The sequence below is a fragment of the Frigoribacterium sp. PvP032 genome, assembly GCF_017833035.1.
Classification (GTDB): domain Bacteria; phylum Actinomycetota; class Actinomycetes; order Actinomycetales; family Microbacteriaceae; genus Frigoribacterium.
This window is the reverse complement of record NZ_JAFIBM010000001.1, coordinates 3,069,017-3,082,542: the sequence shown is the minus strand read 5'-3', so window position 1 is coordinate 3,082,542 and position 13,526 is coordinate 3,069,017. Positions and strand designations below refer to the sequence as shown.

At 74.9% G+C, this 13,526-nt stretch carries 15 protein-coding genes; 8 read left to right on the top strand and 7 right to left on the bottom strand.

Annotated features, from left to right (window positions below; genetic code table 11):
* Positions 1–66: 66 nt before the first annotated feature.
* A complete protein-coding gene (locus tag JOE35_RS14225; RefSeq protein ID WP_209562126.1) occupies positions 67–297 on the top strand; it encodes a hypothetical protein in 231 nt (76 codons plus the stop codon).
* A 75-nt stretch (positions 298–372) separates the two neighbouring features.
* Positions 373–948 carry a GIY-YIG nuclease family protein gene (locus JOE35_RS14220; RefSeq protein ID WP_374099713.1) on the top strand — a complete coding sequence of 192 codons (576 nt, stop codon included), beginning with the start codon at positions 373–375 and terminating at the stop codon, positions 946–948.
* A gap of 46 nt (positions 949–994) precedes the next feature.
* On the opposite strand, the gene JOE35_RS14215 is transcribed toward JOE35_RS14220, so the two are convergent.
* Positions 995–1,954, bottom strand: coding sequence for a hypothetical protein (locus tag JOE35_RS14215; protein WP_209561599.1), 960 nt, complete (start codon positions 1,952–1,954; stop codon positions 995–997).
* Between the two features lie 78 nt (positions 1,955–2,032).
* On the opposite strand from JOE35_RS14215, the gene JOE35_RS14210 reads away from it, so the two are divergent.
* Together JOE35_RS14210 and bla are read left to right on the top strand one after the other, a co-directional pair.
* The gene (locus JOE35_RS14210; RefSeq protein WP_209561598.1) at positions 2,033–2,578 is read left to right on the top strand and encodes an MOSC domain-containing protein; all 546 of its coding nucleotides are present in this window, start codon (positions 2,033–2,035) and stop codon (positions 2,576–2,578) included.
* A gap of 149 nt (positions 2,579–2,727) precedes the next feature.
* Positions 2,728–3,717, top strand: coding sequence for a class A beta-lactamase (gene bla, locus JOE35_RS14205; RefSeq protein ID WP_209561597.1), 990 nt, complete (start codon positions 2,728–2,730; stop codon positions 3,715–3,717).
* Between the two features lie 106 nt (positions 3,718–3,823).
* Here bla and JOE35_RS14200 read toward each other — a convergent pair whose 3' ends face one another.
* Entirely contained in the window at positions 3,824–5,107 is a 1,284-nt protein-coding gene (locus JOE35_RS14200) for a hypothetical protein (RefSeq protein WP_209561596.1), read from the bottom strand.
* A gap of 159 nt (positions 5,108–5,266) precedes the next feature.
* On the opposite strand from JOE35_RS14200, the gene JOE35_RS14195 reads away from it, so the two are divergent.
* Complete coding sequence (locus tag JOE35_RS14195) at positions 5,267–5,791, top strand: DinB family protein (protein ID WP_209561595.1); 525 nt, start codon at positions 5,267–5,269, stop codon at positions 5,789–5,791.
* 108 nt (positions 5,792–5,899) lie between these two features.
* Here the strand turns inward: JOE35_RS14195 and JOE35_RS14190 are convergent, their stop codons facing one another.
* From JOE35_RS14190 to JOE35_RS14180, 3 genes are read right to left on the bottom strand one after another with little or no spacing between them, the layout of a single operon-like run.
* Positions 5,900–6,325, bottom strand: a complete 426-nt coding sequence (locus JOE35_RS14190; RefSeq protein WP_209561594.1) for a DUF202 domain-containing protein — start codon at positions 6,323–6,325, stop codon at positions 5,900–5,902.
* Positions 6,326–6,338: 13 nt separating this feature from the next.
* Positions 6,339–6,713 carry a DUF202 domain-containing protein gene (locus tag JOE35_RS14185; protein ID WP_209561593.1) on the bottom strand — a complete coding sequence of 125 codons (375 nt, stop codon included), beginning with the start codon at positions 6,711–6,713 and terminating at the stop codon, positions 6,339–6,341.
* Entirely contained in the window at positions 6,710–7,105 is a 396-nt protein-coding gene (locus tag JOE35_RS14180; RefSeq protein ID WP_209561592.1) for a DUF2256 and DUF3253 domain-containing protein, read from the bottom strand. Before JOE35_RS14180 ends, JOE35_RS14185 begins: the two co-directional genes overlap by 4 nt.
* Before the next feature lie 110 nt (positions 7,106–7,215).
* On the opposite strand from JOE35_RS14180, the gene JOE35_RS15720 reads away from it, so the two are divergent.
* From JOE35_RS15720 to JOE35_RS14165, 3 genes are all read left to right on the top strand, one after another.
* Positions 7,216–7,911 carry a DUF805 domain-containing protein gene (locus JOE35_RS15720; protein WP_209561591.1) on the top strand — a complete coding sequence of 232 codons (696 nt, stop codon included), beginning with the start codon at positions 7,216–7,218 and terminating at the stop codon, positions 7,909–7,911.
* Between the two features lie 176 nt (positions 7,912–8,087).
* Positions 8,088–9,425, top strand: a complete 1,338-nt coding sequence (locus tag JOE35_RS14170; RefSeq protein WP_209561590.1) for an MFS transporter — start codon at positions 8,088–8,090, stop codon at positions 9,423–9,425.
* Positions 9,426–9,956: 531 nt separating this feature from the next.
* Positions 9,957–10,565: a hypothetical protein gene (locus JOE35_RS14165; RefSeq protein WP_209561589.1), complete on the top strand. Its 609-nt coding sequence runs from the start codon at positions 9,957–9,959 to the stop codon at positions 10,563–10,565.
* A 19-nt stretch (positions 10,566–10,584) separates the two neighbouring features.
* Here the strand turns inward: JOE35_RS14165 and JOE35_RS16155 are convergent, their stop codons facing one another.
* On the bottom strand, positions 10,585–11,826 hold the full coding sequence (locus tag JOE35_RS16155; protein WP_209561588.1) for an SGNH/GDSL hydrolase family protein: 1,242 nt from the start codon (positions 11,824–11,826) through the stop codon (positions 10,585–10,587).
* Positions 11,823–13,523: an ABC-F family ATP-binding cassette domain-containing protein gene (locus JOE35_RS14155; protein WP_209561587.1), complete on the bottom strand. Its 1,701-nt coding sequence runs from the start codon at positions 13,521–13,523 to the stop codon at positions 11,823–11,825. The genes JOE35_RS16155 and JOE35_RS14155 overlap by 4 nt, the downstream gene beginning before the upstream one ends.
* Between the last annotated feature and the right edge of the window lie 3 nt (positions 13,524–13,526).

Sequence of the window (13,526 nt, the reverse complement as noted above, 5' to 3'; positions counted from 1 at the left end):
CCGCGTCTCGTCGCAGCGCGACGGGATGCTCGGAACCCGATGCGGCGGCGGCGTAGCCTCGTCCGCATGAGCAGCGACGCGACCGAGCACGACGACCCCACCGGCCACGACGACCCCACGGGCATGACGGCCGACGAGAAGCGGCACGACCAGCTGACGCGTGCGCCGAAGTCGGACGAGACCGACGCCGCCCCCCGCATCACCACCGAGGAGCGGGCCGACGGAGTGACCCGCATCGACGTCGCGGACACCGCGAAGGTGCGTCCCGGCGGGGGCGAGGCGCACACGCGGGACTGAGCCGCGACGTCGGCGACCCGCGGCGACACGTCGGCGACCAGCCCCGATGTCGGGGGCGGGACCTACGGTGACGACGTGAGCAGGTCGACGAACGCAGGAGGCGCCTCCTTCGTCTGCCTCGCGGGCGACTGCGGTCGTCCGGTCGCGTCCGATGCGCCGGTCCGGCTGTGCGCGCGGCACCTCGACGCCGCTGCGGACTGGTCGGAGCGCGAGCACGGCCTCACCGACCTGCTGCCGTCGCCGTGCGTCGCCTGCGGCTCGCGTCTCGGGGTGCACTGGCCGTCGGGCTGGCTCTGCGCGGTCTGCGAGTGGCGGCACGGCGACTCGCCTGACGGCGAGCTCCCGCCGCCGCGGGTCGACGTCGTCTACTACCTCCGCTTCGACGACCGGGTCAAGATCGGCACCTCGTCCGACCCGCGCCGTCGGCTGGCCCGCATCTGGCACGACGACCTGCTCGCGTTCGAACGGGGCGACCGGCTCGTCGAGCACCGCCGCCACGTGCAGTTCGCCGAGCACCGCTTCGCCCGCACGGAGTGGTTCGCGGCCGCGCCCGAGCTCCTCGCGCACGCGGCGTCGCTCCGGGCCGGCTCGGACGACCCGTGGCACACGTACGACCGCTGGCGCAGCGAGGCCCTCGCGCTCCGCGGCTGACGGCAGCCGCCGCCGCCGCAGGTGCAGCCGCGGGCGCGGGCACCGCTCAGCGCAGCCAGGCGTCGACGTAGAGGTCGCCGCGCACCGTGCGGAACACGTCGAGCAGCTGCGGCACCGTGCTCCGCGTCAGCCCGGGGACGACCAGGTCGTGCGGGCCGAGCGCCTCGAGGCCGCCGGTGCGGACGCGGACGACCTCCCACCCTGCGGAGCGGAGCGCACGGTCCTTGCGGCGGTCCGCCTCCTCGCGGTGGCCGACGTGCTCGAGCCCGTGTCGGCCCGTGGAGTCGTACTCGACCGCGACGCGCAGCTCGGGCAGCAGCACGTCGGGCCACGCCTCGACGTGCTCGAAGAACGGCCGCGCGAGGCGCACCGCGTTGACGCCCGCGGTGAACGTGATGGCTGCGGAGAGGTCGGCTCGCAGCTGCTCCTCGACGGCGGACGCAGGAGGCGGTGCGCACGCACTCGAGAACGCCTCGCCGACCGGCAGGTCGGGGGTGCGGTCGCAGACCTGGTCGCGCCTCCTCGGGGCACGGGCTGTGCGGGGTGCCCGCGGGGCCGGCGGCGCGGAAGGCGACGACATCCCGACGCGTCGCAGCAGGGCAGCTCGTTCGCCGCCGTCGACGACCGGTCCGGGCCGCGGAGCGGCGACCTCACGTGGACGCTTCGGCGCGGGATCCATCGGGACGGCGGGCAGCCGCCTGGGCGACGCGAGCTCGGCGCAGGTCGGGCACCACGACGAGCGCCGTCGCTCGCGCCCCGGCCGGTGCCGCTGCTCGTCGGGAGTCGCGACGAAGAGGTGCCCGACGTCGCAGAGCCAGGTCAGCCAGACGTCGGCCGCGGGAGGCACCTGGCTGAGCAACAGCCCCCGGTTGTGTTCTGGCCGGTACTGCCGCACGAGCACGGGGTAGCGCGCCCACGCGTCGCGGTAGGCGCCGGGCGCGTAGGGCACCTCGGCGGCGCGGGACCGCTGACGGCGGGCCCACCAGCTCTCGATCGGCTCGGCCATGCCGTGACGCTACGACGCGCCACCGACACCAGGAGGCGCCCCCTCGACCCGGCGCCCGTCACGACGCATGATGGGGACATGACCTCCGCCTCCGTCGTCTCCGTCAGCCGCGATCCCGAGCACCGGTTCTCGAAGCCGGTGGTCGACGAGATCGTGCTGGTCGCCGGGCTCGGCGTCGAGGGCGACGCCCACGCCGGCGCCACCGTGCAGCACCGGTCGCGGGTCGTCCGCGACCCCTCGCAGCCGAACCTGCGCCAGGTGCACCTCGTCCACGCCGAGCTGTTCGACGAGGTGGGCGGCTCCGGCTTCGAGGTCGCCCCCGGCGAGCTCGGCGAGAACGTGACGACGCGCGGGGTCGACCTGCTCGGGCTGCCGCGCGGCACGGGGCTGCGGCTCGGGTCCGACGCCGTCGTCGAGGTCACCGGGCTGCGCAACCCGTGCGTCCAGATCGACGGGCTCGAGGCCGGGCTGATGCGCGAGCTCGTCGCCAAGGCCGACGACGGCCGTGTCGTGCGCAAGGCCGGCGTCATGGCCGTGGTGCGCGTCGGCGGGCGGGTCGCCCCCGGCGACGAGATCGGCGTCGAGCTGCCCGAGGGCGAGCACGAGGCCCTGCAGCCGGTCTGAGGTCGGAGAGGGGGTCGTCCTCGGGGACGAACTCCGCGCCTCCTCGTGTCGTCCGCCGTCGAGCGGACGAGTCGGCGGCCAAGCTGTCCGAGTCGTCTCCGCCCGGTCGCGACCGCGGTCGGGGCGGAGGGCACATCAGGAGGAGCCCCATGAGGACCAGGACAACCACCCGTACCCGGAACCACGTCGTCACGACCACGGCGGCGCTGGCCACGGCCGTGCTCGTCGGCGCCGTCGTCAGCGGCTGCAGCCAGCCGACCGTGCCGTCCGACGGCGTGTCCGGGCCCCCGATGACGACGCCCGGCCCGTCGTCGACGGCGACGCCCACGGCCGTCGACGTCTCCGGGGACGTCGCCGACGACCTCGCCGCGCTCGAGGCCGAGTTCGACGCACGCGTCGGCATCAGCGTCGTCGACACGGGCAACGGCGCGACGGTCTCGCACCGCGCCGACGAGCGCTTCGGCTACGCCTCGTCGCTGAAGGCCCTCGCGGCCGCCCAGTTCCTGCACGACGTCCCCGTCGACCAGCGCGACGAGGTCGTCACCTGGACCGCGGCCGACGTCGAGGCGGCCGGCTACTCGCCCCTGACGAGCGAGCACGTCGCCGACGGCCTGCCTCTCTCGCAGCTCGCCGAGGCGGCCGTGCGGCAGAGCGACAACACGGCGCTGAACGTCGTCCTCGACCGGATCGGCGGGCCGGCCGGCCTCGACCAGGGGCTGCAGGACCTCGGCGACACGACCACCGAGGTCGTCGACCGGGAGCCCGAGCTCAACACGATCGAGCCCGGCAGCACCGACGACACGAGCACGCCCGCCGCCTTCGCCGCCGACCTCGTGGCGCTGCTCGACGGCGGCTGGCTCGACGACTCGGACCGGGCGCTGCTGCTCGACTGGATGAGCGGCAACGCGACCGGCGACACCCTGATCCGCGCCGGTGCGCCCGACGGCTGGGTGGTGGCCGACAAGTCAGGAGGCGCTGGCGGCATCCGCAACGACGTCGCGGTGGTCACCCCTCCCGGCCGGGCGCCGGTCGTGGTCACCGTGCTCACGACGCGGAACGACCCCGCCGCCCGCTACGACGACGCGCTCGTCGCCCGCGCTGCCGCGATCGTGCTGGGGGCCCTGCCTACGCCGTCCTGACCGGACGTGCTGGGCCCGGACCCGTGCTCGTGCCCGTCGAGTGGTCGGTTCCGGTCGCCGACGGGCCTCGGGAGGACCCGAACTGACCACTCGGCCGGCCAGCCCCCTAGAGGCTGTCCGGGTCGAGCAGCAGCGTCGTGCCCTCGTAGAGGTGCTGCTCGGCGTCGAGCACCTGCAGGCCCTGGTTGAGGTAGATGAGCGCCGCGACGGAGATGCCGAACCGCTGGGCGACCACGTCGGTCAGGTCGCCGGGGGCCACGAGGTAGCGCTTCGGCGCGCCGCTCGGCGTGGTCGCGGTGACCGTCCCCTCCGCGAACGTCGCGACGCCCGAGTCGGCCGGGGCGATGTTGGTCGACTTGGCGGGAACGGACCAGCGCACCGGGGCCACGGCGAGCACCTTGCCGGTGGCGATCTCGACGGGCACGTCGGCCGATGCCTCCGCCGTCGACACGACCAGGGTGCCGAGGTACGAGGGCTGGCCGATCGGCAGGAGAGCCGAGCCCGACGTCGGCGAGGTGGTGGCCCCGCCGAGCAGCGCGACGCCGTCGCCGGACGAGGTCAGGCCGTCGCCGACGGAGGGCGCGATCTCGAAGAACGCGGCCTGCACCGTGACCGGAAGGGTCGAGGTGTAGCCCGACCACTCGGTCGAGAAGGTGCCGTCGCCGACCGCCACGACCCGGTAGTGGAACGAGATGCTGCCCTTGGGCGACCGGACGTCGGCCTCGGCGACGACCGTCCCCGCCGCGACCGAGGTGACGTACGGCGCCTCGACCGCCTCCTGCGGGGGAGGCGTCGCGGCGCGAGGCGTCTCGGACGGCGTCGCCGTCGGAGTGGGTGTGGCGCTGACGGTCGGGGTGCTCGGACGTGCGCTCGTCGAGGTGGTGGAGGCAGGCTCGGTCGTCGTCGCCGGGGCTCCTGACGCCAGGGGGCTGCCGTCGGTGAAGGCGAGGACCGTGCCGAGCACCACGGCGACCACCGCAGCTCCGCCCACGACGGCCAGGACCACCGCGGGGCGCATCCGGCGCCGCTCGGGCTCGTCGTCGTCGTCGCCTGCGTCGGCAGTCGCGGCTGCAGCACCAGCACCAGTACCGGTGCCTGCACCGGTCGCGCCAGCGTGCCCCGAGGAGGCGGCGGTCGACCCGGCTGCGCCCTCGGACGTCGTGGGGCGGTGCGTCCACGGCACCAGGCGCGGGCCCGCGCCTGGGCTCGCGCTCGTCGAGGACGACGGTTCGTCGTCCGCAGGAGCGGCCGCGGGCTGCACCTCGGTCGGCCGAGTCGTCGGCCGCGCCGGCACCTCGGCGTCGTTCCCCGTGCCGTCGCGCTCGTCGCGCCCCGCGGCGTCACCCTGGACGTCGTCGTCGTGCGGCCCCGGTGTCTGATCGTTCGTCATCTTCCCCCCTCGGGCGATCCTAGGACAGGCCGCCGACACGGTCGAGCCGGCCGGCCTCCTGCGCTCGCCCGCCCGTCCCGTCCCACCGTGGCGCTCGCTCGACGCAGGTCGGCAGGATCTCCGTCGCGCGCCTCCTCGGCGGGTGGCTACGGTCGGGGGATGCCGATCGTCCCCGACACGAAGAACTGGACCTGGGTGCTCGACGAGCCCTGCAGCGAGTGCGGCTACGACGCCGCGGAGGTGGAGCTGCGCGACGTCCCCGGGCTGGTCCGCACGAACGCCGCCGCGTGGCCCGCCGAGCTCGCCCGCGACGACGTGCGCGTGCGCCCCGACGACGCGACCTGGTCGCCGCTCGAGTACGGCGCGCACGTGCGAGACGTGTTCCGGGTCTTCGACGGCCGCCTCCTGCGCATGCTCGGCGAGGACGCCCCCGCCTTCGCGAACTGGGACCAGGACACCACGGCGCTCGACGACGACTACGCCGGGCAGGACCCCGCAGTCGTCGCCGAGCAGCTGCTCGCCGCCGCCGAGGTCGTCGCCCGCCGCTTCGAGGAGGTGCCCGCCGACCAGGTGCACCGCACCGGGCTCCGCAGCGACGGTGCCGCGTTCACGGTCGAGACGCTCGGCCTGTACTTCGTGCACGACCCGCTGCACCACCTGCACGACGTCCGCCGCGCCGGCTGATCCCCGGCTGTCGCATCACGTCCTGAGCGTCACGTCCCGTCGCGGCGTGACGCGACGCTCGGGACCCGATGCGACACGGCGACCGCAGGAGGCGGCGGTCGCGTCCGGTCAGCGGGTCCCGGCCCCGAGCGCCACGACGAGCGCGCCGAGGCCGGCCGCCAGCGCGAGAACGGCGGTCGCTGCGGGCAGCGCGCCCCCGGTCGTCGGCACCCTGTCGGGCGAGCTGGCCGTGTCCCGACGGCCGTCGTCGCGGTCGTCGTCGTCGGGGCCCCTGGCGTCACGGGCGGCGGCCAGCAGGAGGCGGTGCACCCGTCGGTACCGCCGGTGTGCCGCCGCGAGCACGGCGAGCGACGCGACCACCCCGAGCCCGGCCAGCACGTACGCCGCCGGGCCGAGCAGGGGCGGCAGCACCCGCAGCCCGATCAGCGACCCGACGGTGAGCGCCAGGCCGGTGCGGCGCCAGGCGAGCGCGGTGCGCTCGGGCTGCAGGCCCTGGTCCCACGGTCCGTCGGGCACGTTCGGTGCGTCGCTCATGCCCGCACGTCGCTCACGCCAGCACGACCCCGAGCAGCACGAGCACCCCGGCGACCGCGACCGCGACGCCGAGCGGCAGCGCCAGCGGCGCCGACGGCAGCGGCCGGTCGGCCCGCAGGGCACGTTCGGTGCGGGCCCAGCCGACCCACGCCTGCACGGGGGCGGCGATCCCTGCGACGATCAGCACGAGCGACGCCGCGAGCCGCAGCCCCGGCTGCAGGCCGAGGCCGAGCGCCTCGAGGGCGACGCCGCCCGCCACGAGGGCGAGCGAGGTGCGCACCCAGGCGAGGAACGTGCGCTCGTTGGCGAGGCTGAACCGGACGTCGGGCTCCTGCCCCGTGCCGTAGACGCGACGGGGGAACCGGCGGTCGTCGTCCCGTGAGCTCACCGACCGCCTCCTGCGCGACGTCGGCGGATGCGGATCGGGCCCTTCGCGGTCGACGGGTCGACCACCGAGCCGCCCTGCGTGATGTCGACCTCGCCGGCGGCGACGAGTCGTCGGGCGGCCCGTCGGACGGGCTCCATCAGGTCGCGCCAGGCGGCCTCGTCGTCGGGGGCGATCGACCGGGCGACGTCGGACGGGCAGATCGTCGACGTCGCGGCGCGGGCGGCCAGGAGCTCGCGGATGCGCTCCTCGAGCTGGCGGTCGAGCGCCGTGACCTTGCGGCGGCGGCAGGCGTCGCTGCAGTACGCGACCTCGTCCCAGTTCGACTCCCACTTCTTGCGCCACTCGATGCGGCGGCCGCACGAGCGGCAGGTCTTCTCGTCGGGCGTGCTCACCCCGCCATGCTGCGCCTCGCGGCTGACGCGTGGCTGACGAACCGACGCGATGGCGACGAACCGACGCGATCTTCCGCGGAGGTTCGTCGCTAACGCGTCGTGACACGGCCGTGCAGGGTGCCGTCCGACGGTCGCCCTCGACAGAGCGGTCTGCTCTCGGTAGCGTCGAGTGGGCGACGGCGCCGACCGGGCCGCCGCACGACCACGACGGCCACGGCCGTCCGACTCGAGGAGGCGCGCGCATCCGACTGCCCGACTCGCTGACCGTCACCGGCCCCGTCCTCGGCGCGAGGCCCTGGATCGCCTGCGCCCGGGCCGTCACCCGGCTGACCACCACGGGGCGAGCCAGCCGCTCGGAGTTCTGGTGGACGTGGCTGCTGCAGACCGTCGTCGCGGCCGTGCTGCTGCTCGCCGTGCCGCTCCTGCAGGGCCGGACCCGTGACCTCCAGCTGCCATCAGGCCCCTTCGGCCCGGGGCTCCTCGGCACGGTGCCGCTGTTCTCGTGGAACGACACCTCCGGCGCCCCGGCGGGCGGCGCCTCCGTCGTGATCTGGACGGTGTGGTCGCTCCTCACCCTCGCGCCGATGGTCGCCCTCGCGATCCGGCGGCTCCACGACGCGGACCACTCCGCGTGGTGGGCGCTCGGCGCCGTGCTGGTGCCGGTGCTGTCGTTCGTCGTGCTCGTGCTGCTGGCGCAGCGCTCGAAGCCGGTGGGCGTGCGCTTCGACCGGGCGCACCTCGACAGGCCAGGTGCCGACCGGCCGGGTGCGGAGGGGGCTCTGGCGCCGTCCGAGGGCGGCCGGTAGGATCAACGACGGTCGCGCGTCACGTGCGGCCCCGGGCGTGCACGACAGCGCGCAGTCGGGATCACCATCCTCCCCGCCGAGCCGGCCCCCAGCGCCGCTGAACTGCATCAGCGCCACGGGAGCCACGGCACCTCGGGTCGAGGGAACGGCGCCCGCCGACTGACCGAGACCCTCCCATGACACCTGCTGCCCAGGGTCGTCCCTCGACGACCTCGACCTCTTCTTCTCCCGCGACCCGCGCCTCCTCGACGGGTCGCCCCTCCACCCCCGCGAAGTTCCCCCTCGCCGGGCTGCTCGCGCTCGCCGTGGCGACGTTCCTCAGCATCTCCGGCGAGATGCTGCCCACGGGCCTGCTGCCCGAGATGAGCGGCGAGCTCGGCGTGAGCGAGTCGAGCATCGGCCTGCTCGTCAGCGTGTTCGCGTTCACCGTGGTGCTCACCAGCACCGGGCTGACGCACCTGACCCGCAAGCTGCCCCGCCACCTCATCGTGGTCGGCCTCATCACGGTGCTGGCGATCAGCGCGGCGCTGACGGCGATCGCGCCGACCTACGAGCTCGTCGTCGCGACGCGGATCCTCGGCGGGCTGGCGCACGGCATGTTCTGGGCGATCGGCGGCGCGTACGCCGCGCACCTCGTGCCGCGGGAGCAGGTCGGGCGTGCGCTCGCCGTCGCGATGAGCGGTGGCACCCTCGCGTTCGTGCTCGGCGTGCCGCTCGGCACGGCGCTCGGCCAGGCGCTCGGCTGGCGTGCCGCGTTCGGCATCCTCGCCGGGGCGATGGCACTCGGCGCGCTGCTGGTGTGGCGGCTGCTGCCGCCGGTCCCGTCGACGCACACGGCCCGGCCTGCGGGCGACTCCGAGGAGGCGCTGGCCGCCTCGACCGCGACGGGCAGCGTCCCGACGCTCACGGGCTCGACCCCGACCGCGTCGCGGCACCTGCCGCCGCCCTCGGTCATGGGCATCGTCTTCAGCTGCCTGATCACGGCCGTGTTCATGGTCGGCCACTACTCGTTCTTCACCTACATCGCGCCGTACCTGCTGCGCTCGACGGGCATCGCGGAGTCGAGCCTCAGCGTCGCGCTCTTCGCCTTCGGCATCGCCGGCGGCGTGGGGCTGCTGATGGTCGGCTGGTTCCTCGGCAAGCGGCCGCGGGTCAGCATCCCGGTCGGGGTGGGCATCGTGGTGGTGTCCGTGCTGGCACTGGTGCTGCTCGAGGGGCAGCCGGGCCCCTCCTTGGTGGCCTTCGTGATCTGGGGCGTGACGTTCGGCGCCCTGCCGCCCCTGTTCCAGACGAAGATGCTGCAGGTCAGCCCCGAGGAGCACCGCGACATCGCCAGTGCCTTCTACACGACCGCGTTCAACACCGGCATCGGCGGAGGCGCGCTGATCGGCGCCCTCGTGCTCGACGGGTCGGGGCTCGACACGCTGCCGCTGCTCTACGTCGGGATCGCCGCCGTGGTGCTCGTGGCCGTCGTCGTCACCGACCGCGTGCTGGTCGCCCGCGCGCGCCGCTAGTTCGCGGCGGCGGCCCGCGCGCAGCGGACCGCGCGTGACGTCGCCGAGCACGAAGAACCCCGTTCCGAACCATGAACTGCGAATGTTCGCGGTTCATGGTTCGGAACGGGGTTCATGGTGCGGCGGCGACCTGCGGACGTCGCCGACGCGAGTGCGCGCCTAGCGGCGGCGACCGGTGCCGGAGCCGGTCTGGCCGCCTCCGCCGCCCTTCCGGTTCTGGAACTTGCGGATGATGATGGGGATGAGCAGGGGCGCGAGCCTGCGGAGCAGCGAGGCCATGGGTGACTCCGTATCGTCGGTGGACGCTCGACGGTACCCGCTGGTCGCCGTGAGGGCGCGTGAGCAGGCGCACACGCCTCCGGGCCTGCGCCCAGCGGCCAGAGCAGCGTCGTGGGCAGGGCGCCCAGGGCGGCCCAGGGCGGGCACGAGGAGGTGCGGTCCGGTCCCCGGAGCAGCTGTCGGAGGCCGTCGATAGGGTGGCACGACCCGTCGGCGCAGGGAGCCGGCGGCGAGTCCCCGGGGGAGACACCCATGACACCGACCATCTCGACGACGCGCTCGCGCAGGGCCGTGGCGACCGCCGCCTCCGGTGCGCTGGCGCTCGCGTTGCTCCTGACCGGCTGCACGGGCGGCGGCGACCCCGACGACGAGGCGAGCCAGGGCGCGACGAACGCGACGGGTGACGGCGAGCCCGGCACCATGGTCGCCTTCGACTCGTGCGAGGCCGTGGGCGAGACGCTCGGCTCGGCCGTCGAGGGCCTCGAGCTCCGTGACGAGAGCACCGCCACCGACGAGGGGTTCCAGTGCTCGTGGGCCTCGTCGACCGAGGACACCACGGACGCGAGCGCCGTGCAGGCGGTCATCGCGGTCGCCCAGGTGCAGGAGTTCGACGCCGACACCATCGCCGAGCAGGCCGACACCGTCGCCGCGACCGAGGGCGTCACGGCTGTCGACGACAGCCGTGCCGCGGACCTCGACGGCAGGGCCTTCACGCAGACCGGCGAGAGCACGGGCATCCTCGTGAACGGGGGCACGGTCATCACGACGCACGGCCTGTTCAACGTCACCGCGACGGCGACGACCGAGACCTCGCTGGACGCCGACCAGGCCCTCGACGCCGCGTTCTCGCTGATCAACTAGCGCCTGACGGCCAGCACGGTCAGCGCGCGAGCACGCCCGTCATGAAACCGGCGATCGTGCGCTGGCCGGCGTCGTTCGGGTGCAGCCCGTCCGACGACAGCAGGGTGCGCAGGTCCGTGACGCCCGTGCTGGCGAGTGCGTCGCCGAGCGACACCGACACGACGCCGGTCTCGTCGACGACCTCGTCGAGCGCGGCGGCGTAGTCGGCGATCGGCGCCTGCCCGGTGTCGGCCAGCCCGGCCGCGACGGGGAACTCGTCCACGACCACGATCGAGGGAGCCGCGTCCAGCGCCTGCAGGCCCTCGACGACGTCGCGGTAGCCGTCCGCGAACTCCTCGGGGCTGCTGCCGCGCAGGTCGTTGGCGCCGAGCGTGATCGTGACGACGTCGGGCTCGGCCGCGGCCACCGCCTCGAGCCAGCCCGCCAGGTCGTCGGTGAAGGTGCCGGTCGTGGCGCCCGACCGTGCGGAGTCGTACAGGGTCACGCCGCGGTCCCGGTCGCCGTCGAAGGTCGCGAGGCCGTGCAGCACGACCGGCTCGTCGGAGCGCTCGTCGCTCGCCGCCGTCACCGTGACGGTGTGCGGCCCGGCGTCGAGTCCCTCGACGGGCGTCACCGACGACGACGCGGCCGAGTCGCCCGTGTCGACCCTGCCCTGCCGGGTGCCGTCGACGTCCCAGGTGAACGAGCCGCCGCCTCCTGCCCACCAGAGGTCGACGTCGGTGCCCGTCACCGGCCAGGTCACCTCGGCGCCGGGCTCGAGCTCGAGGCTGCGGAAGCCGAGCGCGGGCGAGGTGCCGTCGAGGTCGACGCCGCCCTGCCGGTCGGTCGCCCAGTCGCCCCAGGGGGAGTCGGGGCCGTAGGTCGCGAAGACCGCCGGACGGTAGCCGACTCCGCCCGGGACCCCGTCCACAGGGTGGGCCGCACGCAGCGCGTCGCGGGTCAGGTCGATCCAGCGGGAGCCGACCGAGGAGGCGCCCTGCCCCTCCGTGAGGGAGTCGCCGACCGCGAGCCACCGGGCGGGCGACCCGTCGACGTCGGCGAGGGCGGCGTCCCAGGCGGCCCAGGCGTCGTCCGACCCGGTGCTCGTGCCGGTGCCCCCGTCGGGAGACGTCGCGGCGCCGCCCGTCGAGGTGGGCGTCGACCCGTCGTCAGGTCCTGGCCCGCCGCCGGTGCAGCCCGTCAGCAGCAGGGCGACCGCGAGCAGCCCGGCGACGGGGAGGCCGCGCCGCGACAGGGGCGACGTCGAGGAGGCGCGGGTCACGACTCCGTCACCCGGCCGCCCTCGACGCGCCACTGACGGTCGAGCCGCACGGTCTGCAGCATCCGGCGGTCGTGCGTGACCAGCAGCAGGGTGCCCTCGTACGACTCGAGCGCCTGCTCGAGCTGCTCGATCGCGGCGAGGTCGAGGTGGTTGGTGGGCTCGTCGAGCACGAGCACGTTGACGCCACGCGCCTGCAGCAGGGCGAGGCCGGCGCGGGTGCGCTCACCGGGCGACAGCTCGTCGACGGGGCGCGAGACGTGGTCGGCCTTCAGCCCGAATTTGGCGAGCAGGGTGCGCACCTCGGCCTGGGGCAGCTCGGGCACGAGCGCCTCGAAGGCGTCGGCCAGGGGCACGGCGCCCGCGAGCAGTGCGCGGGCCTGGTCGATCTCGCCGACGGCGATGCTCGCGCCCTGGCTGGCGCCTCCTTCGCTCGGGGCCTGGCGCCCCAGCAGGCCGCGCAGCAGCGTGGACTTGCCCGCGCCGTTCGGGCCGGTGATGCCGATGCGGTCGCCGCCGTCGACCTGCAGCGAGACGGGACCGAGCACGAACTCGTCGCCCGGCTCGCCCTGGCGGAACACCGCGCCGCTGAGCGTCGCGACGACGGCGCTCGACCGCGGTGCCGAGCCGATGGTGAACTCGAGCTGCCATTCCTTGCGGGGCTCGTCGACCTCCTCCATGCGGGCGATGCGGCTCTCCATCTGGCGGACCTTCTGGCCCTGCTTCTCGCTCGACTCGGCCGACGCCTTGCGGCGGATCTTGTCGTTGTCGGGAGCCTTCTTCATCGCGTTGCGGACGCCCTGGCTCGACCACTCGCGCTGCGTGCGGGCTCGGCCGACGAGGTCGGCCTTCTTGTCCGCGAACTCGTCGTAGGCCTCGCGGGCGTGACGCCTGGCCGTCTCGCGCTCCTCGAGGTAGGAGTCGTAGCCGCCGCCGAACACGCGGTTCGACGACTGGGCGAGGTCGAGCTCGAGCACCTTCGTGACGCAGCGCGCGAGGAACTCGCGGTCGTGGCTGACCAGCACGACGCCGCCGCGCTGGCCCTGCACGAAGCGCTCGAGCCGCTCGAGGCCGTCGAGGTCGAGGTCGTTCGTGGGCTCGTCGAGCAGGGCGACGTCGAAGCGGCTGAGCAGCAGGGCGGCGAGGCCGACCCTCGCCGCCTGGCCGCCGCTGAGCGAGGTCATGGGGCTGTCGGGGCCGACGGCGGCCGTGCCGGGCTCGCCGGTCGCCGTCGCCAGGCCGAGCTCGGCCAGCACCTGCGGGAGGCGGTCGTCGAGGTCGGCCGCACCGCTCGCGAGCCAGCGCTCGAGCGCCGTCGAGTAGACGTCGGCGGGGTCGAGCCCGTCGGCGCGCGGGGGCGCGTCGACCTCGCCGAGGGCCGCGGCGGCGGCGTCCATCTCGGCGGCGGCCTGCGTACAGCCGGTGCGGCGGCCGATGTAGCCGGCGACGGTCTCGCCGGGCACGCGCTCGTGCTCCTGCGGCAGCCAGCCGACGAAGGCGTCGCCGGGGCTCAGCGTGACGCTGCCGCCCTGCGGCTCGTCCACCCCCGCGAGGAGGCGCAGCAACGTCGACTTGCCGGCCCCGTTCACGCCCACCACGCCCACGACGTCGCCCGGGGCGACGGTCAGGTCGAGGTCGTCGAAGAGGGTGCGGTGCCCGTGGCCGCCGGCCAGGCCCTTGGCCACGAGTGAAGCGCTCATCGG